26 protein-coding genes are annotated in these 20,208 nt (G+C 67.4%); 20 read left to right on the top strand and 6 right to left on the bottom strand.

The window, feature by feature from the left end:
• Window positions 1-183: 183 nt before the first annotated feature.
• The 20 genes from PX52LOC_RS19085 to PX52LOC_RS18995 all read left to right on the top strand — a co-directional run bounded on the left by PX52LOC_RS19085 (window position 184) and on the right by PX52LOC_RS18995 (window position 12,378).
• Complete coding sequence (locus PX52LOC_RS19085; protein WP_149111588.1) at window positions 184-1,107, top strand: hypothetical protein; 924 nt, start codon at window positions 184-186, stop codon at window positions 1,105-1,107.
• 26 nt (window positions 1,108-1,133) lie between these two features.
• Window positions 1,134-1,325 carry a hypothetical protein gene (locus tag PX52LOC_RS19080; RefSeq protein WP_149111587.1) on the top strand — a complete coding sequence of 64 codons (192 nt, stop codon included), beginning with the start codon at window positions 1,134-1,136 and terminating at the stop codon, window positions 1,323-1,325.
• A 65-nt stretch (window positions 1,326-1,390) separates the two neighbouring features.
• A complete protein-coding gene (locus PX52LOC_RS19075; protein ID WP_149111586.1) occupies window positions 1,391-2,425 on the top strand; it encodes a hypothetical protein in 1,035 nt (344 codons plus the stop codon).
• A 9-nt stretch (window positions 2,426-2,434) separates the two neighbouring features.
• Window positions 2,435-2,785: a hypothetical protein gene (locus PX52LOC_RS19070; RefSeq protein ID WP_149111585.1), complete on the top strand. Its 351-nt coding sequence runs from the start codon at window positions 2,435-2,437 to the stop codon at window positions 2,783-2,785.
• 51 nt (window positions 2,786-2,836) lie between these two features.
• Window positions 2,837-3,229, top strand: a complete 393-nt coding sequence (locus PX52LOC_RS19065; protein WP_168218896.1) for a helix-turn-helix domain-containing protein — start codon at window positions 2,837-2,839, stop codon at window positions 3,227-3,229.
• On the top strand, window positions 3,201-3,797 hold the full coding sequence (locus PX52LOC_RS19060) for an IS630 family transposase (RefSeq protein ID WP_149109941.1): 597 nt from the start codon (window positions 3,201-3,203) through the stop codon (window positions 3,795-3,797). The genes PX52LOC_RS19065 and PX52LOC_RS19060 overlap by 29 nt, the downstream gene beginning before the upstream one ends.
• 40 nt (window positions 3,798-3,837) lie before the next feature.
• Window positions 3,838-4,266, top strand: a complete 429-nt coding sequence (locus PX52LOC_RS19055; protein WP_149111584.1) for a hypothetical protein — start codon at window positions 3,838-3,840, stop codon at window positions 4,264-4,266.
• A complete protein-coding gene (locus tag PX52LOC_RS19050; RefSeq protein ID WP_149111583.1) occupies window positions 4,266-4,970 on the top strand; it encodes a hypothetical protein in 705 nt (234 codons plus the stop codon). Before PX52LOC_RS19055 ends, PX52LOC_RS19050 begins: the two co-directional genes overlap by 1 nt.
• 49 nt (window positions 4,971-5,019) lie before the next feature.
• Window positions 5,020-5,247, top strand: coding sequence for a hypothetical protein (locus tag PX52LOC_RS19045; protein WP_149111582.1), 228 nt, complete (start codon window positions 5,020-5,022; stop codon window positions 5,245-5,247).
• Between the two features lie 233 nt (window positions 5,248-5,480).
• The gene (locus tag PX52LOC_RS40700; RefSeq protein ID WP_168219093.1) at window positions 5,481-5,624 is read left to right on the top strand and encodes a hypothetical protein; all 144 of its coding nucleotides are present in this window, start codon (window positions 5,481-5,483) and stop codon (window positions 5,622-5,624) included.
• A gap of 58 nt (window positions 5,625-5,682) precedes the next feature.
• Window positions 5,683-6,543: a hypothetical protein gene (locus PX52LOC_RS19040; protein ID WP_149111581.1), complete on the top strand. Its 861-nt coding sequence runs from the start codon at window positions 5,683-5,685 to the stop codon at window positions 6,541-6,543.
• A 44-nt stretch (window positions 6,544-6,587) separates the two neighbouring features.
• Window positions 6,588-6,878 (top strand): hypothetical protein, encoded by a 291-nt coding sequence (locus PX52LOC_RS19035; protein ID WP_149111580.1) that lies wholly within the window; start codon window positions 6,588-6,590, stop codon window positions 6,876-6,878.
• A 190-nt stretch (window positions 6,879-7,068) separates the two neighbouring features.
• The gene (locus tag PX52LOC_RS42635; RefSeq protein WP_246173764.1) at window positions 7,069-7,755 is read left to right on the top strand and encodes a hypothetical protein; all 687 of its coding nucleotides are present in this window, start codon (window positions 7,069-7,071) and stop codon (window positions 7,753-7,755) included.
• Window positions 7,756-8,250: 495 nt separating this feature from the next.
• Window positions 8,251-8,523 carry a hypothetical protein gene (locus tag PX52LOC_RS19025; RefSeq protein ID WP_149111579.1) on the top strand — a complete coding sequence of 91 codons (273 nt, stop codon included), beginning with the start codon at window positions 8,251-8,253 and terminating at the stop codon, window positions 8,521-8,523.
• A 99-nt stretch (window positions 8,524-8,622) separates the two neighbouring features.
• Complete coding sequence (locus PX52LOC_RS19020) at window positions 8,623-8,946, top strand: hypothetical protein (protein WP_149111578.1); 324 nt, start codon at window positions 8,623-8,625, stop codon at window positions 8,944-8,946.
• Window positions 8,947-9,740: 794 nt separating this feature from the next.
• Window positions 9,741-10,046 (top strand): hypothetical protein, encoded by a 306-nt coding sequence (locus PX52LOC_RS19015; RefSeq protein WP_149111577.1) that lies wholly within the window; start codon window positions 9,741-9,743, stop codon window positions 10,044-10,046.
• A gap of 24 nt (window positions 10,047-10,070) precedes the next feature.
• The gene (locus PX52LOC_RS19010) at window positions 10,071-10,883 is read left to right on the top strand and encodes a hypothetical protein (protein WP_149111576.1); all 813 of its coding nucleotides are present in this window, start codon (window positions 10,071-10,073) and stop codon (window positions 10,881-10,883) included.
• Window positions 10,884-10,939: 56 nt separating this feature from the next.
• Window positions 10,940-11,395 (top strand): hypothetical protein, encoded by a 456-nt coding sequence (locus tag PX52LOC_RS19005; RefSeq protein ID WP_149111575.1) that lies wholly within the window; start codon window positions 10,940-10,942, stop codon window positions 11,393-11,395.
• Between the two features lie 54 nt (window positions 11,396-11,449).
• Window positions 11,450-12,106 carry a hypothetical protein gene (locus tag PX52LOC_RS19000; protein WP_149111574.1) on the top strand — a complete coding sequence of 219 codons (657 nt, stop codon included), beginning with the start codon at window positions 11,450-11,452 and terminating at the stop codon, window positions 12,104-12,106.
• Window positions 12,061-12,378 carry a hypothetical protein gene (locus PX52LOC_RS18995; protein WP_149111573.1) on the top strand — a complete coding sequence of 106 codons (318 nt, stop codon included), beginning with the start codon at window positions 12,061-12,063 and terminating at the stop codon, window positions 12,376-12,378. Before PX52LOC_RS19000 ends, PX52LOC_RS18995 begins: the two co-directional genes overlap by 46 nt.
• Before the next feature lie 148 nt (window positions 12,379-12,526).
• Here PX52LOC_RS18995 and PX52LOC_RS18990 read toward each other — a convergent pair whose 3' ends face one another.
• The 6 genes from PX52LOC_RS18990 to PX52LOC_RS18965 form a co-directional block, all read right to left on the bottom strand.
• Entirely contained in the window at window positions 12,527-13,732 is a 1,206-nt protein-coding gene (locus PX52LOC_RS18990) for a tyrosine-type recombinase/integrase (protein WP_149111572.1), read from the bottom strand.
• A gap of 151 nt (window positions 13,733-13,883) precedes the next feature.
• On the bottom strand, window positions 13,884-14,633 hold the full coding sequence (locus PX52LOC_RS18985) for a metallophosphoesterase family protein (protein ID WP_149111571.1): 750 nt from the start codon (window positions 14,631-14,633) through the stop codon (window positions 13,884-13,886).
• A 155-nt stretch (window positions 14,634-14,788) separates the two neighbouring features.
• Window positions 14,789-16,072, bottom strand: coding sequence for a DUF1501 domain-containing protein (locus tag PX52LOC_RS18980; protein ID WP_149111570.1), 1,284 nt, complete (start codon window positions 16,070-16,072; stop codon window positions 14,789-14,791).
• Window positions 16,073-16,178: 106 nt separating this feature from the next.
• A complete protein-coding gene (locus PX52LOC_RS18975) occupies window positions 16,179-17,933 on the bottom strand; it encodes a DUF1549 and DUF1553 domain-containing protein (RefSeq protein WP_149111569.1) in 1,755 nt (584 codons plus the stop codon).
• Between the two features lie 137 nt (window positions 17,934-18,070).
• On the bottom strand, window positions 18,071-19,261 hold the full coding sequence (locus PX52LOC_RS41675) for a hypothetical protein (RefSeq protein WP_178132558.1): 1,191 nt from the start codon (window positions 19,259-19,261) through the stop codon (window positions 18,071-18,073).
• 133 nt (window positions 19,262-19,394) lie between these two features.
• The gene (locus PX52LOC_RS18965) at window positions 19,395-20,180 is read right to left on the bottom strand and encodes a TatD family hydrolase (RefSeq protein WP_149111568.1); all 786 of its coding nucleotides are present in this window, start codon (window positions 20,178-20,180) and stop codon (window positions 19,395-19,397) included.
• Window positions 20,181-20,208 lie beyond the last annotated feature (28 nt).

Below are 20,208 nucleotides of genomic sequence, written 5' to 3'. Positions count from 1 at the left end.
GTATAAGCCCCGTCTGCGGCGGCGAAGCCGAGGGCGACCCAGACGCCGTCGCCGCCGAGATCGCCCCGCAGACGCCGACTAAGAGGCCGTCGCCGCCTCCGCCCCCGACCGCGAGAAGTCCCTGCTTCGCCGCGGCTCGGGGGCGTTCTTTTTGCCCTCCCAACTCCTCCCCCGGACCCACCCGTGTCCCACTTCCTCTTCGACTACCCCGACCCCCTCCCCGCCGAGGCCTACCACCTCGACGCGCAGGCGTGGGCGACCCAGCCGGCGGTTCGCGACGCCCACAAGGCGGCCCTCCTCGCCCTCGCCGACCGCGACTGGGCCTACCCCGGCGGCGAGGGCCGCGGCGTCCTCTGCGGCGGCGGGGGTCGCCTCTGGCCGATGACGCTGACCCTCTGCTCGCAGCTCCGCGAGGTCGGCTACGGCGGCCCGATCGAGTGCTGGTACAGAGGCTCGTGCGAAGTCGTAGAGCCGCGGCAGGCGGAGCGGTTCGGGGTCGCCCTCCGCGACGTGGACGCGATCGCCGCCCGCGTGGGCGATCAGCGGCTGCCGCGGGGGATGGTCAGCCCCGGTGGCTGGGAGTCGAAGAGCTACGCCTGGACGCACACCCGCCTCGACGAGTTCGTCTGGCTCGATTCGGATCTGACCCTGTACCAGAACCCCGATCTGCTCTTCGCCGAGTTGACGGCGGCCCCGCTGGCGTACTGGTTCGAGAACCACTTCAACCTCAAGTGGCCCGCGATCGGGTGGCCGGAGCCGCCGGAGGTGCCGAAGTCGGTCCAGTCCGGCCTCATCGCCTGCGACCGCCGTCGCTGTTGGAAGGCGCTCGCGATCGCCCAGTGGGTCTGCCAGCACTCGGACTACTGGTTCCGGCACGTATTCTCCGACCAAGACGCCCTCTTGCTCGGGATGTGGCTCGGCGGCGTCGCCCCGCACTACTTCGGCCACGCCCGCTACGTCCCCGACTTCGGCGTGGTCTGCGACTACGGCGGCGAGCGGTTCGCCGACCATTTTTACTTGCAGAAGCTCTACCTCCCGTCCGGCGACCTCCTTCGCGGTCGGCTTCGGACCCTGCGACACTTCGCCGCCGCGAACGAGCCGATCTGACCCCTTTTTCCTCATCGGAGCTGACGATGACGCACTCTCTCCCCCAGTGGCTCAGTGACGCCGCCCGCAACGCCGCGGAGGCCCAGTCGGCGATCCAGACGGCGACGGTGGGGGCGCTGCTGATGACGTGGGCGGCGGAGCCGGAGCGGCTGGCCGAGCGGGTGTGGGCGTTGGCCCGCGGCCCGGCCCAGACGGCGAGTCCGACGCTGCCCGCGTAGGCGAGCCGACAGCCACCGTGCCCCGCCCACATAAATTCCCCTCCCCGACCCACCCGGAGCCTCTCTTGTTCCTCGAATACGCCGGCGTCAAAATGGAGACGCTCACCTACGATTGCAACCGCGAAGCCGTCTACGACGACGACGGCGACACGTACCTCTTCCACCGCTGGACGATTAACGCCGAAGTTGTCCTCGGCCCCGACGCCGGCTTTGTCAATTACTCGACGCCGCCGATCGCGCCGAACTTGAAGCCGCTCTTGGACCCATGGGGCCGGGAGATTCGAAACATCATTCAGGAGGAACGGCTACAGTTCCCGACCTCGGCGACGACGACGGACGTGAACATCCGCGCCCACCTGATGCGGCCTCGTCAGAAGTTGCGGTTCTACGAGCAGTCGAACCTCAGCAACCAGAATGTCATCGAATACCTCCTCGACTTGCCCCGCGAGGGCGACCAGTGCGATTGCAACGCGGGGCCGACGCCGATCGCTTTCAACATCCGCCGCATCGTCGGGAACGCCCGCACCATCGTCGCCAACTTTCAAATCACGGCCTACGAGCGGGACGGCACCTACTCGAAGACAGACCCCTCTTCGGTACTTTTGTCGAACAACTGGCGAGAAACGCACGAGCTGGACGCGGACTACTTCACGACGCGAGTCGTCGAGGGTGTGGCCCATTTCGATGCCGCGGCAATTGAGCGGCTGAAGCTGGTGATCGACGGGTGGCGACCGAATCTCGCGCCCAAGATACCCAGAGGATTTAGGCGGGAGGCCGTGACCGTCGCGCTCGACGAGGACCACCGACGACTCCATTACTCGTTCGTGGACGTGCAACAGAAGGCGACGCTCATCGACGGCACGGGCGTCGGCGTGACGCGGGCGCAAGTCGAGCTTCAGCAGATGCTCACCAAAGAGGGCGACACCTTCGCGTCGATCTTGGATACATACTCATCCGTGTTTGAATATCGGGCAAATCGCAATTTCAGCCGCGAGCAAGCCGACGAAGACAAGAGTCAGCAGCAGGGGCCGGGTCGCCGCCAGCGGCAGCGTCGTCGCCGATTGCCCCCGCCGAATGCGCCCCAGAACTCGAACCCGTAGGTGATTCAAATGCCGATTCCGTTAGCCGCCGTGGGTCGCCTCGCGATGGCAATCCCCTGGGACCGACTCGGGGACGGGCTCAACAAGACCTTTGCTGCCGCAAAGAATCTTGTTCCGGGCTTGGTTACGAAGTGTTCAGCCACGGTAAGTGGCAACCCGACCGCGTCGATGGCGGACATCTACAAGACGGCACTGGCACTTGTAATGGGTGCGCTTCGCCGCAGCCGCGCCGGCGAGATCGGTCTACTGCCGCCGGGGACGCGAATCTTCAGCCATCACGATTGGACGAATCGGAGCTGCTCGGTCGAAGTCGTTCTGACCCAGGGCGGCTTGACTAGTGTCGTTTCGAACCTGATCTAGCGTGTCCCACGTGTGATGGCGTACCCTCACACCTCGCCAGGAGGGCGCGACATGCGGGCGTACTCGATCGATCTTCGGGTCCGGGTGCTGGAGGCCGCCGCGGCCGGGGACGGCACGGCCGAGCTGGCCGACCGGTTCTCCGTCAGCCCGGCCTGGGTCCGCCGGCTCCGGCAGCGGCATCGGCAGACCGGCGAAGTCGGCCCCCGCGTCGCCCGCCCGACCCGCGCCGCGAAACTGGCCGCCCACCACCACCGCATCCGCGAACTCCTGGCCGCCACCCCGGACCTGACCCTGGTCGAACTCCGCGGCGAGTTGAAGGTCACGGTGGCCCTGTCCACCCTGTGGGCCGCCGTCCGCGGGCTCGGGTACACGTTCAAAAAAAGTCACCCGGGCGGCCGAACAGGACCGGCCGGACGTGCGGGCCGCCCGCGACGCCTGGCGTAGCGACACCGCCCCGGCCGTCGACCCGACGCGGGTCGTGTTCGTGGACGAGACGGCCGCCAACACGACCATGGACCGGCGGTACGGGTACGCCCCCAGGGGCGACCCGGTCGTCGGTTCGGTCCCCCACGGTCACTACAAGAGCCTGACCTTCACGGCCGCCGTCCGTGCCGACGGGATGGTCGCCACCCAGGTGCTCGACGGGCCCATGACCGGGGATCGGTTCCGCGACTACGTCACGTCCGTCTTGGTCCCGGCCCTGCGACCGGGTGACACGGTGGTGCTCGACAACCTGCCGTGTCACAAGTCGGCCGCCGTCCGGACGGCGGTTGAAGCCGCCGGGTGCCGGCTGGTGTTCCTCCCCCCGTACTCGCCGGATCTGAACCCGATCGAGCTGGCATTCGCCAAGCTCAAGCGGCTCCTCCGATCGGACGGCCACCGGGCTGTCCCGACCCTCCTTACATTCCTGGCGTCGGTGTCGCGGGTGTTCCAGCCGGACGAGTGTGCGGCCTACATCCGCCATTGCGGGTACGGACTGCCACACGCTACGCCGTCACCGAACCGATACTAATCTCCTGCAAGGACTCAAGAATCGACTCGAAGGCGAGCCGATGACGGGCTACCAACCCGTCTTCGTCGGCGTTGCCGACGAGATCACCGGCGGCTCCTTCGACGCCCTCGACCGCGTGGGCCGGTTCGTTTTCGGGCCTCCGCCGAAGCTCGCGGGCGACGGGAAGTTGCTCCTGTCCCAAGCCGCGACCGCCGAAGCCGCCTCGCCCCCTTCCGATCGTCTGAGCCGGGGCTGGCTCGAACTGATCGCGTACCAGTCGATCGCCGACCCCGAGGGGTTCATCCCGCATCCCGAGGTCAAAGTCGGCGCGAATCCCCGCGACGCCAAACCTGGCGGCCCCGAGGCCTACGCCGACGCCGCCGACAAGGGCGGTGCGGTGCCGACGCCGGCTCAGCAACAATCCCCCAAACCCCACCCCGTCGCCTACTGGGCCGCGCGGGGCAAGAAACCCGACATCGGAGTTCCGTGATGGCCTATCGAGTCCGCGACGACGGCAGCCGTGCAAACTACAAGACGTACAAAGCTGAAGACGAGTTCATCTTCGACAGCGGCGTGGAATACATGCTGAAGGGGGACAAAATCTCCGATGATCCCGCCCAGCGGGCGGCCTACGACCCGACCGTCGGGATCGCGGTCCGTCCGCCGACGCGGAAGAAGATCACCCGCATCGAGGCCACGAAGGAGGGCCAGCCGCCGATCATCCCCTACCCCGGCGACTCGACCGACGGCCGGTTCAAGTTCGTGAAGGGCACGCTGAACGTGTCGTCCCAGGTCAACCTCGACGGCGGCAGCGTGGTATACACGGCGTTGGCCGTCTTCGAATTCGTCGAGCGCGTTCTTCCCGACGTGTACGAGGGCCTCGTCGTCACGTCCCCGCCGTTCTCACTCGAAGCCGAGCAGCTCTCGCCGGAGTTTCTAAACTCGACGGTGTCTCTCGATAACCCGCTGCTCGAAACTGAGCCGGGGCCGAAAAGGGGCGAGATCCTCGGGCGAAGGATTGATGTGAGCCGGCCCGACTGGGGGCTGCCCGAGACGGGGGGCATCTGGCCGGTCGTCGAGTATTGGCCGTCCGCGATCTACGCGACAGGGGCCGTCGCTGCCGAAGATTCTCGGACACGGCCGGTCCTCGTCCCCCCAGCGTCCCCGCCGCCGCCGCCGGGTGGGGGCGGTTGAGGCTTCTCGCGGAGGGCGGCGGCAGCTAAGCTGACGGAGGAGGTTTCCGATGAAGTGTACCTACTGCAACTGCCCCGAGTCCGACGCCGATCTCCGTCACGTCGTCACCTCGGGGACGCACTTCAAACAGGGCGAGAGCCTTCACCTCTGCCCCGACTGCTACGCGACTTACCGCCGGCTGAATCCCGACCCGAAGAAGCAGACGATGATCGCATGGGCAATCATCGGCGGTTTCTTTGCTGTTGCGATTCTAACGAGCTTAGTCTTCGGCTACTGAACTTTTCCCTCCTCTCGACCCTTTCGCATGAGCTACCTCTCCATTCCAGCTCCGAGCCTCGTCACGCCTCCGTTCTCAGTCTGGGTCTCCCCCGACGAACCACCGTTCGACGAGCCGGGCGATGAATCCGCCGCCGACGGGAGCCGGTCGGTCCTCCTCTACACCCCCGCCCCGCCGATTTCCCCGCCTCTCTCGCTGGCGTGGCCGCCGCGAACAGGGAGCCGGGGATGCGGATGGAGTTCCCCCGCGTCGAAGACCCGGACCTCCGCCGCCGCTGTGCCGTCGCCCTCGCCCGCGCGGGGTTCGCCGAGGAGCCGGACCCGACCCGCCGCGGGGTCAGCGTCTGGGTCTGCAACGACAACGATACCGCGGAGTAAGTCACCTCGTCGCCTCGCCGCTCGCCGCCCCTCCTCCCACATCACCGAGTCCCCTCCTATGACCCCGACCCAGACCCCGCCCCCGCCGAAGCCGCCTCCTCGCCTCCTCTCGCTCCCCCGCCGAGAGGGTCCGCCGCCCCAGCTCTCGCCGCTGCCCCGTCCGCAGACCCCTCTTCGGCTCCTCCCCCTCCCCCGCGTCACCTCGGCCCGCCTTCACCTCCTGACCCGCCCGACGCTCGCGCCGCTGCCGCCGCCGAAGTCGCGGGCCTCAGACCCCGAGCCGACCCCGCCGCGACCGATGTCGCGACTCCTCGCCTACCGCTCCCCCCTCGCCGACGCCCCCCGGCTGCGGCTGCGGACGGCCCCGCCCCCCGACTCGCCGCCCCCGCCGAAGCTGAAGCTGCGGACGCCCCCGCCGCCGGGGTCGCCCCCCTCGCCGCGGCTGCGGCTGCTCGCCCGCCCGTCGCCGGGGCGGCCGGTGCTGCTCCGCCCGCGGGAGCTGCCCGCGACGGCCCCGGTGCTGCTGACGGCGTCGCGGCTGCCGATGCAATCCCCGCCAGGGACGCCGACCCCGCGACTCCGCGAGTGGAGCCGGCCCTCGGCCGTGACCCCGCGGCTGCTGAGTCCCCGCCGGGCGGAGGGGGAAAAGCCGCCGCCGCGGCTGAGACTGAGTGAGCGGCCCGAGCCGGTGACGCCGCCGGAGCTGGGACGGCGGGGGTCCGCCGCCCCCGATGAGTCGCACGCGAGTCCGCGGCTGAGGCTTTATCAGCGACCGCAGCCGAACCCCGCTTACGTGCCGCGACTGCCGCCGCAGGCCCAGCCCGCGACGGGGACGCCGCCGCTGCCCTCGACCGCGGCCCGGCCGCTGAGTCCGACGCCGCCCCCGCCGCGACGCCGACTGCGGTTCCGCGACCTCTGATCTCCTGCCCCTCGACTTCTTCTTCCCCTCCTTCGGAGCCCCCGATGATCTTCACCGACCCCGCCCACCGCGTCTACGCCGCCGCCGACGGCCACTACTTAGACCCCCTCGCGATCCGCCACAAGCTCCTGCTTCAGACGCGGGGCGAGCTGAACGCCCTCTTATCCGCCGCCCAGACCGCCGACGACGCCGAGGCGGCGACGGCCCTGGGGACCCTCGCCGACGCCGCCCGCGTCGCCTTCGGCTTCGCCGCCTTCGACGCCGAGACGGGGGCGGGGGCGACCGAGACGGAGTGCCTGGCCGAGCTGTATCGGTATCTCGAATGGGCGGGGTAGCGGGCGATGAGTAGCGGCCACCAGGCAGCCACTCCCACAGACACAGGGACGCCGACCCCGACGGCGTCGCCCTCTCCTCTTCGTCTCCTTCTCCGTCGGCGTCTCGATCGGCGATGGTGTGGGCGGGGCCGCCCCGCCGGGCGGTTCTCTTCTGGGTCGCCGTCGCGTAAGATCGGGGCGGGGGGTGCGAATGACCGAGCAGGAGTGGTCGATCTCTGCTGACCCGACGCGAATGCTAGAGTTCTTGAAGGCGACGGCGTCAGATCGGAAGCTGCGGCTGTTCGCCAGCGCCTGTTGCGACCGCGTTCTGCGGGCACGGGGGGCGAACGGCGACCTCGCCGACGCCGAGGATTACCTGACGGCCCTGGACCGAGAGGCCGACCGGATTGGTTCGCCGGAGGAGTGGGACGCCGCGATCGAGCGGGTTCTCGGCAAGCGGTGGGAGATTACCGACCGCACGCTCGACGCCCTGGAGGCCGATTTCTGTGCCTTCTTGTGCGCTCTCGACAACGACCCCTACCCGGCCGCCGTCTACGCCTCGGTGAACGCGAACATCGCCCTCTCCGCGTTCCCCCGGCGACCGGAGGTGAACGAGGTCGGCGGCTCACTCGAAGCCGTTGTTCAAGCGGGTCTGCTTAGAGACATATTCGGCGACCCCTTCCGCTCCCCGTTCTTCGACGCCGCCTGGGTCAGCTCCACCGCCCGCTCCCTCGCCGAAGCCGCTTACGAAGACCGGGCCTGGGACCGCCTCCCAATTCTCGCCGACGCCCTCGAAGACGCGGGCTGTGAAGAAGCCGCGGTTCTCACCCACCTCCGCGGCCCCGGCCCCCACTGCCGCGGGTGCTGGGTCGTCGATCTCGTCTTGGGCAAAGAGTAGGCCCGGCGGCTTCGCCGCCCGCGTCAGCGTCGGCGAAAGTGAAGGAGGAGAAGGGGGCGGTTCGCCGTCCCCGTAGGGTCTGGGTCTAAGGCGGCGAGGTAGCCTGCGGATAAGCCGCTCTCGCAGGTGCAAGAACTCCGCCTCGAAGTTGCTTGATTGAATAGCGAGCGTCGATTAATCTGACGCCCTCGGTCTGGGAGGGAGTCGGCGATGAGCGTTCGTTGTGGGAAGTGCGGCCTACTTTGCGTCCGCGAGGGTTCCGACCGTAAGATTCGCGAAGCCGATGTGGACACGCGAACGAAGGGGGCTTCGCCTCGCGACTGCTCGCCGCCTCCGTTCTGTTCGATCGGAGCTTCTGACCTGCAAGTCGAACACGACAGCCACCGTGAACAAGGAACCGAAGCGGCCCGCTTTCTACTCGTAATCAATCGTGACAGAGAGTGCGATCAGTTCCTCGCCTATCGACCCAACTTCTCACCCAAAGAACACCTCGAAATGGATCACCGTGAGCAACTCCGCATCCGTGAAGATGAGCGAGATCGAAAGCAGAAAGAGTGGCAAGAGCAGCAAGAGCAGAAGGAACGTGAACGGGCAACGGAATCGAAGAACTCGGATCGTAGGTGGCAGGTCAAACTCGCCCTCTTCTCGACCTTCCTCGCGATCCTTACCGGCATCATAAGTGGTGTCGCCGTGTCCAAGTTTAAAGACGCCTTCACGACGGCCCCCACTCCTCCGACTATCGCCGCCCCGCAGACGCCGCCGAAGTAGAAGACCCAGCCCCAGCGGGCCGCCCTCTGGGACGCCGTCGCCTCTCAGATTCTGATCCAGGCGAAGGCGACGGTCGTCTACGGCGTCCGCGAGGTGCCGGTGCCCAAGCCCGCGACCCGGCTCCTGCGGCTGGTGAAGCTGACCCCCGGCGGGGACGCCGACGGCGACTCTTACGACGTGGTGTGCGAGAGAGGGGGGGAGGGGCGACGGCGAGGACTTGGAGGCGAAGCTGACGACGCTGCTGGTGGATCACCTGAAGACGCCGACGAAGTAGGAGAGTGGATAAAGAAGAAGCCGCGACCCAGAAGGGTCGCGGTTTTTGTCGTTGACGGGAACCGGCCTCGGCCGGATCACCCACTCCCACAGACCCGAGGAGAGAAAATCGGCGTGAGGATCGTGAACGGGAGTCGTCTAGTAGGGTGAAGGCATCCCGCTCGCCTTCAAGGCGGAAGCGACGCGGCGGAGAAAATTCCGAGAAAGCCGCGCAAGATTCGGCCTCGCCGAGCGTACAACTTTCACGGAGCAGTCCGCGAGGGCGGCTCCGCCGAGGCCCAATTGCCACCGCTGCGAAGTACCCACGGGGGTGCAAGTACCAGCGACGCCGCTACGGAGCGGGTCTCAAGCGCCGTCGAGGGTAGGTCGCCCCCGGTGCGCGGACATAGGCTCAGTTCGCCGACCAGCGAAGTCATCCGCGAGGGTGCCGAGTACCTGGCTACGCCACCGAGGGGTGGGTCTCATTCGCCGCGGCAGGGTAGGCTGCCCCGATACGCCTTGAAGTTGGATACGCTACAGAAGCAAACTCTCGCGAAGGCGTAACGGCCAAGTAGGGGAGTGGTCTCAGCCGCGTGGGGAACCAGCCCCCCGTTTCGGCGAGACCCCGCCAGACCCCGCTGAAGCTCAGCGGGCGAGCCGGCGGCGTTGACCAAGCTCTGTTCGCAAACCCCGAGAAGGCTCAAGAGGGCGAGTACCGGGGGTCGCCGTCGCGGGACGGGTCTCAAGTGCCGCTGAGGGTAGGCTGCCCTTCCACGCCCGCTGAGAAGTCTTCGCCGAAGTTCCTGACTCGATAGCTCATTCTCGACTGACCCTGCTGGGCTCCCCAGCGGGGTCTCTTCGTTTCGCCGCCGGATGATCTGCTTTCGCGGCGAGCCAGTCTGCAAGGGCGTGAGAGTCGGCCGCCCGCGTTCATTGCCACGACTCAACCTCAACTGGAGATGTCTATGCTTCGGCTCCGCTCTGAACTCGAAATCGACGGCGACTCGATGTCGCTGGCGGTGCAGCTCCGCTCGACCGCGACCGCGGCCGACGACCTCTACGCCCTCGCCCGCCGGTTCGGGCCGAAGGGGACGCCGATTGATCTGCCGGTGTCATCCAGCCCGAGTCTGCGACGGCGGTTGGAGGATGCACTTCTCCGCGCCGGCTACGTTCGCGACCGTGATACCGTCGGCGAGGAGGTTGAGACGTGGTGGCCGGATCGGAAGCCGGCGGTCTCGCCGAAGCGACCACACAGTTTCCAACGGGCCTGAACCACTTACGCAAGGGGGAACGCGATGACGACGTGTAACGATCTGGCAGCGGCAGAAACGCCCGAACAGCGGCTCGATAAGTACCTCGACCCGCACCCGCACTGGAACATCTTGGAGAAGTGGATCGCCGCTCCGAAGAATGAACTCTACCGCCGCCTGCTTACGCGCGATCAGTTGAAAGAGATCGTACTGAGGGGGTTGTGGCGAGCCTCCCGCAAGTTTGACCCCTCGAAGGGGATGACGGAATTTAGTTATGCGTGGCAGTGCTGTACTTGGAGGGCGAAGACAGTTCTGGGTAAGAGGATCAAGGCCGCGGAGCAAAAGCCCACCCCCGAGCCGGACTACCGAAGTCCCCAGGAGCAGGACGACGCCCTGCACGGCTTCCGCCGGCAACCCAACTCGCGACTCCGGCTGGAACTCCCCCCAAACGAGGGGGGCGGCGGTCTTAGCGGCTCGCCGTTGCTAGCATCACTCGACGAGCAGGAACGGGAGTTCATCGAACTCCTCTACGACAACCTCTTCGGTCATACACAGGCCGACGCCGCGAGGTTAGTCGGGTGGGGAGCCTCAAAGGCCAACGCATCCGGCAGGCTCACCGCGACCCTGAGACGCATCCGCGCGGATCTTCTCGCCCGATTACGCCGCCGCCTCCAGGCCGGCGGACCGCCTCGCGGGTGGGAGCAGAAGGTTCTGCGGATTCTGAGACACTACTACTCTCGCGAGGAACTGATCGCCGCCATCCTAGACGGTTGGAGCGGCGAAGGGCACGAGGATCAGATGCGGGCGATTGACACCGCTTACGACGGTGGTCGGCCTTCTGAAGAGATCAATTCCTAGCGTCCAGAGGACCGGATCGGCCGACCCCGACGGCGTCTTCTCATCCGAGGTTTCCCGTGCCCTGCCCACCGACCCCGCCGACTCCGACGCCCCTCACCGCCCACCTCGCCCTCCACCTTCGCGGCGTCGCCCCCGCGGGGAGTTGGACCCTCTCCGTCTCCGCCGATTGCCTCCGCGACGGCGAGCGGTTGCAGTACAACCACGCGCGGTGGTCCTTCCGCCTCCGCGACGCGGCCCGCGGCGAGGTCGCCCGCGGCGACGAGGTGCTGGCCGCGCGGGGGATGGCCCGGCTCCGGGCGGGGTGGCAGGGCCTCCGGTACGGCCTCGCCGCCCTCGCCTTCGGCCTCGGCCGCTCTGGGGCGTCGCCGCCGGGGTTGATCGTCCGCGGCCCCGACCGGGTTCTCTTCGGCCTCGACGGCGGGGCCTGCGGCCCGGCGACCGCCCCGGACCGCGACGGGTGCTGGGGCCTCCTCGCCCGGCTGGGTCTGACGTGGCAGACGATCTCGGCTTGATCGACAACCCTTTCGCCCCCGTTCTTCCCCTGTCCGTCACCAAAGGAGCTACCGATGACCCCGACGCCCTCGCCTTCTCTGACGCCCTCGCCTTCTCTGACCCCGACGCCGCCCGAGCCGCAGACGATTCCCCTCACCCGCGGCTACGCGATGGTCTGCGACCCCGCCGACTTCGACGCCCTCTCCCGGCACAAGTGGCGAGTCGCCTCTAGCGGCAACTCGATCCGCGCGATCGCGACGATTTGGCGAGGGCGGCGGCGGAAGACGGTCACGCCCGCGACCCTGCTCCTGAAGCCGCGGGGCCGCGTCGTCGCCCACGTCAACTTTGACACCCTCGACTACCGCCGCGAGAACCTCGTCGTCCTCACCCGGCGGGTCGCCCGCCAACGGGTCCCCCGGCCCGTCCGCGGCCATCCCGGCGTCTACCACTGTACCCCGGCGGGCGTCTGGCTCGTCTACGCGACCGACGGGCGGGGCCGGCGGCGGTTCCTGGGGACCTACCCGACGCTGGCGGCGGCGGCCGAGAAAGCGGCGGGGTGGCGGACCCAGGCGGCCCCGTCGTGGCTCCTGTTCGCCGCCTACGACCGCACCCCGTCCCCCGCCGGGCCGTCGCCGAGCACCTCCTCCGCGGCTGGGAGCGCAACCCGGCGGGGCTGTCCGGGGAGGTGTGGCGGCTCTACGAGGAGGCGGTTACGGCGGCGAAGGCGTTGAAGGAGGCGATGGAGAAGCCGGCCCCGCCCCGGCCCCTGCCGCGGTGGCTCCGCGACGCCCACGCCGACCCCCGCGTCGCCGCCTCCCCCGCCCGCCTCGCGATCCTGACCGCCCTCCTCACCGCCTGGGACGGCGACCCCGACGCCCTCGCCCGCCGGGCCTGGGAGATGGTCGTCGAACACGTCCCGACGCCCCCGCGGAAGGCGACGGCGAGGGCGACCGAGGCGGAGCCTCGGTCGCGGACGGCGGAGGCGAAGGGGACGGCGGCGTAGGCGGTGTTACTGCGGGAGGGGCTTGGGGTCCCGCACCTCGACTTCGCCCGCGAAGAGCCCGCCCCGGCCCCTCCTCCCACACTCATGAGGACGCCGACCGCGAAGAGACGCAGACGCCGGGGGTGGGCGACCCACCCCCCTTCTTCTCCTACTCCGTCGCCCCCTCAGGCGGAGGTTCCGGTTTCGGCGGCTGGGGCGGCTCCTTCGGCTTCAGCAACTCTTCCATCGCCTCTGCCGCTCTCCGGGCCGCGGGGGCGTCTTCGTCCACATAGATTCGCGTGGTGGCGGGGTCGTCGTGGCCGAGGAGGGCGCGGGCGTCGTCGAGGGAGAGCCGGCGGCGGACTTCGGTGGCGACGAGGTGGCGAATCTGGTTCGGGTGCCACCGCGGAACGCCCGCTCTATCGCAAGCGATGTGAATGGAGCGGCCGTAGAGCCGGCGGCAGTAGGGAGTCGGGCGGGGGAGTCGCCAGAGCGTGAAGACCCAGTCGCAGTCGGCGGGGGCGTCCGCGAGGCGGGCGGCGACGACGGCGGCGGCCGAGGCCCCGAGGGGGATCGGCCGGGCCTTGCCGTGGTGAAGGGTCTTGTGCTGCGAAAGAGATAGGCCGATCGGCAGCCCCCGCCCGCAGCCCGCACCGTCCCAGATGAGATCAGACTTCTTCAACTCTCGAACTTCGCCGGGCCGCATCCCCGTCAGGAGCTGGAGTTCGACCATCGACCGCAGCACCGGGTTCAAGTGGGCCTGCGTGGCGCGAACGTCGGCGAGGGCGACGGGGCGGATCGGAGCCGTCTCAGGCGCTGCGGTGCGGTACGGAATCAGGTGCGGCAAAGAAGCCGCCGAGACGGGGGCTTCGGGAGCGATGCTCTCGGAGGCGAGCCACTTCAACCCACGGATGATCCGTTCCCACCGATTCTTGATGAGCTTTCGGCACCACCCCCGCCGGATCATCTCCTCGCGGGCGGCGACGAAGTCTTTCTTGGTGAGCGATGCGAGGAGGACGTTCGGAAAGAGGGTCAGCAGCGGTCCCCAAGACCGCTCGATGTTCTCCGCCTCGGAAGTCGGCGTCCCGTCCCGGCGGCGGTAGTAGACGCGGGCGTGGGCGATCCAGAGGGCGTAGGCGTCGGCGAGGGAGATGCTCTGGGGCAGAGAAGGCGGGGCCGGAATCGCGGGTGGTCGAGATAGAGATGGCACGGGAGCCGGAGGAGTGCCGTCGAGACTGGCGATCACCTCCGCGTAACGGAGGCGACTCTCGGGGCTGCCCCAGGGGCCGAGGTAAACGGTTCTACGCTTGGTGCCGGGTAAGACGACGTAGGCTTGACCCGTCGGTCGGTGAAGGCAGTAAGCGGGGATGCGCAAAGTCCGTCTCGTTTTCTCCTACGACAGTTACTACGACAACGAGGCAATATCGAGGGAGAAGAAGACGGCTTTTCTAGGGCTTTTTAGCGGGAGGGCAGCCCTCCCCCACGGGTTGTCCCGTGGGTCATTCGGATCGGCTCGTTCGCCATTTTTAGCGGCCTTCGCCGAGGCGGTCGCCGAGGAAGTTGTCCAGGTCCGGGATGGCGTAAATCTTGTCGCGGGTCTTCGTCCAATCGTACTCGACCCGGCGGAAGGTGATCGTGTCGTCTTCCAGCACCACGAAGCACGCCTTGCGGTTGCCGTCCCGCGGCTGGCCGACCGAGCCGACGTTGCACAGCGTCTTCTTGTCGTCGAGCTTGTAGGTGTGCTCCATGTCCTCGGGGCTGAGGAACTGCATGTTCTCGGTGAAGATGCCCGGCACGTGCGTGTGGCCCTGGAAGCAGTACCGCTCGACGAGCGAGAAGATGCGTTCCATCTTGCGGGCGTTGTAAATGTCTTCGGGGAAGACGTACTCGTTCAACGGGTTGCGGGCCGACCCGTGGACGAAGAGGAAGCCGTTCTCCTTGAACGACCGCGGGCGGTCGGCCAGGAACTCCCACCGCTTTTCGCGGACACTGCGGGCCTCGCTGCCGGCCTCGAGTTGGGCGCGGGTCCAGAAGATCGCCTTCTCGGCCGCCTGGTTGAACCCGTCCGGGTCGAACATCGCCCCCTGGTCGTGGTTGCCGAGCAAGACGAGTTTGAAATCCATGATGAGGTCGATGCACTCACGCGGGTTCGGGCCGTAGCCGACCACGTCGCCGAGGCAATAAATTTCCGTGATCCCTAACGACTTGATGTCGGCAAGGACTGCTTCCAGGGCTTCGAGGTTGCCGTGGATGTCGCTGATGAGAGCCTTCTTCACGCCGGGCGTCTCCCGGGACAGGTCTGTCCGTGGGTGTGATTTTTCTCAGTATACGTTACGAAATGGCAACGGTAAACACAATCATTCCTGTCGGACCGAAACGACAAACGGCCGGGCTTGACCGGCCGCTTCGGAACAGGCGTTGAATCCGGCCCTCACACGACCAGTTTCGTGAACGGGTTCGGCTTGTCCACGAGTTTGATCGGCCGCCCGTTGGGGGTGATGTTTTCCTTCGTGTGGTCGATGCCGAGCAGGTCGCACACCGTGGCGAGGAAATCCTGGGCGGTCGTCTTCCGCTCGACGACCTCGGCCCCTTCCTTGTCAGTCTTGCCGACCACTTGGCCGCCCTTCAGGCCGCCGCCGAACATGGCGAGGTTCCAGGCCCGCGGGAAGTGATCCCGGCCCGGCTTGGCCCCACGGGTGTTGATGTTCGGCGTCCGCCCGAATTCGCCCATCCATACGACCAGGGTCGAATCGAGCAGCCCGCGGTCCTTCAGGTCCAGGATCAGCGACGACAGGGCGGCGTCCACCTGTTGGGACAGGCTCTTGACGCGGGTAAAATTGTCCAGGTGGGTATCCCACCCGCCGAGGGCGACTTCCACGAACGGCACCCCAACCTCGACCAACCGCCGGGCCATCACCACGCCGTCGGCGAACTTGCCGCTGCCGTACTTCGCTCGGGTGGCGGCCGCCTCTTGCGTAATGTCGAACGCCTTCGCTTCCTTCGACTGCATGAGCGTCACGGCCCGGTCGTAGGTCGTCTTGTGGTCGTTGACCGGGTCCACCTTGTACTCGCGGTGGAACGCTTCTTCCATCTGCTTGAGCAAGTCAACCCGCTTGTCGAACTGCGTGTTCGAAACGAGGGCCTTCAGGTCTTCCAGCCCCTTGTCCGGGGCTTGCACCATCAGCGGTTGATGTTTCGGCCCGAGGAAGCCGGAGCCGAACGACCGGCCGGCGATGGCGACGTAGTTCGGCACGGTCGCCTCGGGTTTACCGAGTTGCTGCGAAACGATCGCCCCGAGGCTCGGGTAGGTCACGCCCCCCTGCCCTTCGCGGAAGCCGGTGTGGGCGTAATACTTCGCCCGACCGTGCGCCCCTTCCGGGGTACTCATGCCGCGGACGAGAACGCCGTGCTTCATCACCTCGGCGACTTTCGGCAGGTGCTCGCTGATCTGAATGCCGTCGGCCGAGGTCTTGATCGGCTTGAACTCGCCGGCCCCCTTGCTGTCCGGCTTCAGGTCGAACGTGTCCTTGTGCGACGGGCCTCCGTCCATCCACAGGAGGATGCAACTCTTGTGCTTCCCCTTCGTGGCCGGCGTCGTGGCGACCTTGTCGGCCAGCACGCGCATCCAGCCGGACATGCCCGCAGTGAACACCCCGGCGGCGGAGAGTTGCAGCACCTCGCGGCGGGTGCGTTCTTGGAGGAAGCTCGAAAACATGGCGGCCTCAGCGTTCGGGATGGAAGGGTTCGTAGGTTCTGAAGGGGTGAAAAAAGACAGCGGGTTTATCACCCCTTCACCGTGTCACCCGCTCACCCCTTCATCCTCAGCGGTTCAGCGTGAACTCGCTGCTGTTCAGGACGGCCCAGAGCACGTCGGCGAGGCCGTCTTGCGAGAGGCTCGCCTTCGAGACGTACTCACCGAGGCGGGCCTTCTCGGCGTCCGTCGGGAACCGCGAGAGCGTGGCGAGGTAAATTTTCTCGATCGCCTCGGCCCCACGGGACGACCCCACGACCGCCCGCACAGCTTGCGGATTGCCGCCGGCCGTCTGGCGGGAGTTCATCAGCTTGAGGGCCTGGGGAATGCCCGCCTCGTACTCGGTCAGGCTGACCATCTCGGCCCCGGCCAGGAAGAAGTTCACGAAGCGGTCGCGGGCGGCGGGGGCGAAGCCCTTCACCATCTTGTCGCGTGCCGCCGGACCGCCGGCCTTCGCATCGAACTTCGTCACCACCGCGAGGCTGTCGAAGAGTTGCTCGGGGCTGAGCACCTTCACCGCCATCGTCGCGTACAGTTGCGGGCCGGCCTTCTCGTTGCCGGCCGTCGATTTGCTCGACCGCTGGTAAGCACTGCTGTTGCAGACCGACCGGACGAGGTGTTTCACGTCGAAAGCGTTGGCGGCGAAGTCGGCCGCGAGGCCGGTCAGCATCTCGGGGTGCGACGGCAGGTTCTGCCCGACCATGTCGTCCACCGGGTTGACAATGCCGCGGCCGAAGAGTTCACCCCAGACGCGGTTGACCATCGCACGGGCGAAGAACGGGTTCGTCGGGCCGGTCATCCACTTCGCCAGCGTCGGTCGGGCCGGGTCTTTCAGGCCGATGCTCGGGGACGGGCCTTGCAGGAACTTCGGCTCGACCATCTTCGCCGATTCGGGGAGTGCGTTCATCTTGTTGCGGCGGACGACCGGCTTCTCGTCCACGGTCGGCTTCGCGTCCTTCCCCAACCCGGCGACCTGGACCTTCATGAAGAACTGTGCCATCGCCCAGTACTCGGTCTGCTTCCAGTCGTTGAACTTGTGGTCGTGGCACTGGGCGCACTGGAGTTGCACGCCGAGGAACGACTTGCACAGTTCGTCGGTCATCTTGTCCACGGTGTTGTTCGACAGGTAGAAGCCGACGGCCGGGTTCTTCTCCTGCTCGCCGGTCGCGGTCACGATGTCGGTGGCGATCACGTCCCACGACTTGTTGGCGTTGAATTCTTCGGCGAGCCAGGTGCGTAACGAGCCGAAGTCCACCCGGCGGCTGTCAGAGGTCCGCTGGACGAGCAAGCCCATCCAGATGTCGGCCTGGTGCTGGCCGAAGTTCGGCGAGGCGAGGAGGTCGTCGATCAGTTTCGCACGCTTGCCGGGGGTCTTATCCGCGAGGAACGCCTTCGCCTGTTCGGCGGTCGGGATGACGCCGGAAATGTCCACGTAGGTCCGGCGGAGGAACTCTTCGTCGGTGCAGGTCGGCGAGGCCGTCATCTTCTCGGCCGCGAGCTTGGCAGCGATCTGGTCGTCGATGAACTTGGCGACGGCGGTCGTGTCCTTCTTGCCGCCGATCAGGGCCGGTTTCAGCGGGGCGAGCTCGTCGTCGGAGTCGCTCTTCTTCTTCGCGGCGGTGGTCCGCTTTGCCTCCTCGGCCTTCTTGGCATCGGCCTGAGCCTTCTTCGCGTCCTCGGCTTTCTTCGCCTCGGCCTGGGCCTTTGCCAGTTGTTTCAGCGCCTTCTTGGCATTCGGCACCTGGGCGGAAACGCCGATCTCGCTCACGGAAAACAGAGCCGTGCCCGCCAGGAAGGTGAGTATCAGAAATGAGTTCCGCCGCATGGTCCTGGCTCCGCGAGTCGCTCGATGGCCGATCTAATTCATCTAACCCAGAGTCTAACAGCGGGTTCCGACGCGGCGAAAAGAAAAAGCCCGCGTCAGGGACACGGGCTTTCGGAGGGGTTGCGGGCGGCGGTCGATCACTCGAACTCGTCCGCGTAGTCGGACCGGCACATCACGATTAGGGAGAAGATGCCGTAACCCAGGGTGAGGGCGAGCGAAATTAACTGGTAGAGCACCGCCTCAATCGGCGGGGTGAACGGCAATCGCAAGAGCGACAAGACGCCATACAGCCCGAACAGGCCGAAAATCAGGCCGATCACGCCACAGATAATCACAATAATGCGGCCGGCACTCTTCCGCTGAATGGCGAAGATGCCCCCCATGATGTGGAACAGCGCGATGAGCAACAACACGAGGCCGCACCCGATGAACACGGCCGTAACTCCCGTCTGCGCCTGGTCGAAAGCCGCACGGCCGGCGGGGTCCATGTTCTGCCGCGGGGCCGCCCCGAAGAGCGAAGTGATGAACGCCCCGCCAAAGAAAGTCGCCGCAGAGCCGATGAGCCACAGGACGCCGATGACGATGGTGAAGATGCCCGCCGCCGTCACCGCCCCGCTCCGCTGCCCGCTGCCGCCGCGTCGCGACGGCCGGCGACTCCGGCGACGCGGCCGGTCGTCGTAATCATCGTCATCGTCGTCGTCCCGGCGGGACGACCGCCGCCGCGAGGGCCGGTCGTCATCGTCGTCGTCATCCCGCCGCGACGCGGCCCGGCCCCGCCGCGAGGGGCGGTCGTCATCGTCGTCCCGGCGGCGTTTCGACGGCCGGTCGTCATCATCGTCATCGTCCCGGCGGCGCTTCCGGGGCCGGTCGTCGTCATCCTCGTCGTCGTCCCGCTTCTTCGACTTCGGCCGGCTGGAGAAGTCCGTTTCGAAACTCGATTTCTTCCCTGGCGGGGCGGGCGGAGCCGGCGGCCGCGTGCCGGCCCGCGCCGACTTGAAGACCGTCTTGCAGTACGGGCACTCGACGTCGTTCCCCAGGTCGCCCACCGTCACCGACAGTTTTGTCTGGCACTTCGGGCACGGGTCGATTTCTACCGGCGCGTTCGGGTCGGCCGCCGGCGTCGGCTGCACGGAAACGGGGACCGGAACAGGGGCCGGCGCGGGGACTGGTACGGACGGGGGAACCGGTTCCGGCGGCGCTGCGGGCGCGGCCTCCAGTTGCGGGATGATGAACTGTGTCTGGCACTTCGGGCACTTCCCGGACTTGCCGGCCTTCGAGTCGTCGACGGAGAAGGTGGAGTCACAGCCGGGGCAGGCGAAACGGATCATCGACCCACTCGGGTTGGGATCAAGGCGGGGCGGAAGATGTGTTAATTTCGGCGAAGGCTGCCGAACTGTCAAGGTTCGCTGGGAAGAATGCCGGGGCCGAGAGATGAACCCGGCCCGCACAACGTACCGCCCGTCACGCCGGGGGGAGTTGGAACAGCGCCCGGGCGTTCGCGGTCGTCAGCCGCTCGATTTCCTCGCGGGGAACGCCGCGCAAGTCCGCGAGGCAGGCGGCCGTGTGGGCGACGAACGCCGGCTCGTTCCGCTTCCCTCGGACCGGCACCGGGGCGAGGTACGGACAATCGGTTTCGACGAGCAGCCGGTTGGCCGGGATCAGTTTCGCCACGGCCCGAACCGCTTCCCCCGTTTTGTAGGTCAGCATCCCGGCGAACGAAACGTGCAGGCCCATTTCCAGGCACAGCTGGGCCGACTCGGCGTCGCCGCAGTACGAGTGCATGACGCCCGCGACCGGCCCGAACCGGTCGAACCGCTCGCGTAGCACCCGCACCACGTCGGCCTCCGCCTCGCGGCAGTGGATCACGACCGGCTTCTTCAAGCGGTGGGCCAACTCCAGGTGCCGCACGAAGTAGTCCACTTGCAGTTCGAACGGCGCACGGTCCCAGTAGCGGTCCAGCCCGGTCTCGCCGAGGGCGACGATCTTTGGCGACGATTCCGCCAGGGCCGCGACGGCATCCCAATCGCCGGCCGCCGCCTCCGCGACGTGGTTCGGCTGAATGCCGACGGCCGCGAAGAGGAGTGGATTTCCGTCCGCCAGTCCTAGGCTCGCGCGGCTGGTCGGCAGGTCGATGCCGACGGCCAGAACCCGCTCGACGCCCGCCGCAACCGCCCGCGCAAGGGTGGCCGGCAGATCGGCGGCGAAGCGGTCGTCGAAGAGGTGGGCGTGCGTGTCGATCAGCGGCATAACTGCCCTCCGGGAAAACGAACAGCGG

It is taken from the genome of Limnoglobus roseus, from assembly GCF_008254045.1.
GTDB classification, from domain to species: Bacteria; Planctomycetota; Planctomycetia; order Gemmatales; family Gemmataceae; genus Limnoglobus; species Limnoglobus roseus.
This window is presented reverse-complemented; position numbering and strand designations above follow the sequence as displayed.

Excerpts from the sequence above, each read along its gene's own strand:
- PX52LOC_RS19050 (WP_149111583.1), top strand. The coding sequence starts at position 4,266 with ATGGCCTATCGAGTCCGCGACGACGGCAGCCGTGCAAACTACAAGACG.
- PX52LOC_RS19070 (WP_149111585.1), top strand. The coding sequence starts at position 2,435 with ATGCCGATTCCGTTAGCCGCCGTGGGTCGCCTCGCGATGGCAATCCCC.
- PX52LOC_RS40700 (WP_168219093.1), top strand. The coding sequence starts at position 5,481 with ATGGAGTTCCCCCGCGTCGAAGACCCGGACCTCCGCCGCCGCTGTGCC.
- PX52LOC_RS19015 (WP_149111577.1), top strand. The coding sequence starts at position 9,741 with ATGCTTCGGCTCCGCTCTGAACTCGAAATCGACGGCGACTCGATGTCG.
- PX52LOC_RS18975 (WP_149111569.1), bottom strand. The coding sequence starts at position 17,933 with ATGCGGCGGAACTCATTTCTGATACTCACCTTCCTGGCGGGCACGGCT.
- PX52LOC_RS19010 (WP_149111576.1), top strand. The coding sequence starts at position 10,071 with ATGACGACGTGTAACGATCTGGCAGCGGCAGAAACGCCCGAACAGCGG.
- PX52LOC_RS19025 (WP_149111579.1), top strand. The coding sequence starts at position 8,251 with ATGGATCACCGTGAGCAACTCCGCATCCGTGAAGATGAGCGAGATCGA.
- PX52LOC_RS19065 (WP_168218896.1), top strand. The coding sequence starts at position 2,837 with ATGCGGGCGTACTCGATCGATCTTCGGGTCCGGGTGCTGGAGGCCGCC.
- PX52LOC_RS19040 (WP_149111581.1), top strand. The coding sequence starts at position 5,683 with ATGACCCCGACCCAGACCCCGCCCCCGCCGAAGCCGCCTCCTCGCCTC.
- PX52LOC_RS18980 (WP_149111570.1), bottom strand. The coding sequence starts at position 16,072 with ATGTTTTCGAGCTTCCTCCAAGAACGCACCCGCCGCGAGGTGCTGCAA.
- PX52LOC_RS19080 (WP_149111587.1), top strand. The coding sequence starts at position 1,134 with ATGACGCACTCTCTCCCCCAGTGGCTCAGTGACGCCGCCCGCAACGCC.
- PX52LOC_RS19000 (WP_149111574.1), top strand. The coding sequence starts at position 11,450 with ATGACCCCGACGCCCTCGCCTTCTCTGACGCCCTCGCCTTCTCTGACC.
- PX52LOC_RS18965 (WP_149111568.1), bottom strand. The coding sequence starts at position 20,180 with ATGCCGCTGATCGACACGCACGCCCACCTCTTCGACGACCGCTTCGCC.
- PX52LOC_RS42635 (WP_246173764.1), top strand. The coding sequence starts at position 7,069 with ATGACCGAGCAGGAGTGGTCGATCTCTGCTGACCCGACGCGAATGCTA.
- PX52LOC_RS19055 (WP_149111584.1), top strand. The coding sequence starts at position 3,838 with ATGACGGGCTACCAACCCGTCTTCGTCGGCGTTGCCGACGAGATCACC.
- PX52LOC_RS19035 (WP_149111580.1), top strand. The coding sequence starts at position 6,588 with ATGATCTTCACCGACCCCGCCCACCGCGTCTACGCCGCCGCCGACGGC.
- PX52LOC_RS41675 (WP_178132558.1), bottom strand. The coding sequence starts at position 19,261 with ATGATCCGTTTCGCCTGCCCCGGCTGTGACTCCACCTTCTCCGTCGAC.
- PX52LOC_RS19045 (WP_149111582.1), top strand. The coding sequence starts at position 5,020 with ATGAAGTGTACCTACTGCAACTGCCCCGAGTCCGACGCCGATCTCCGT.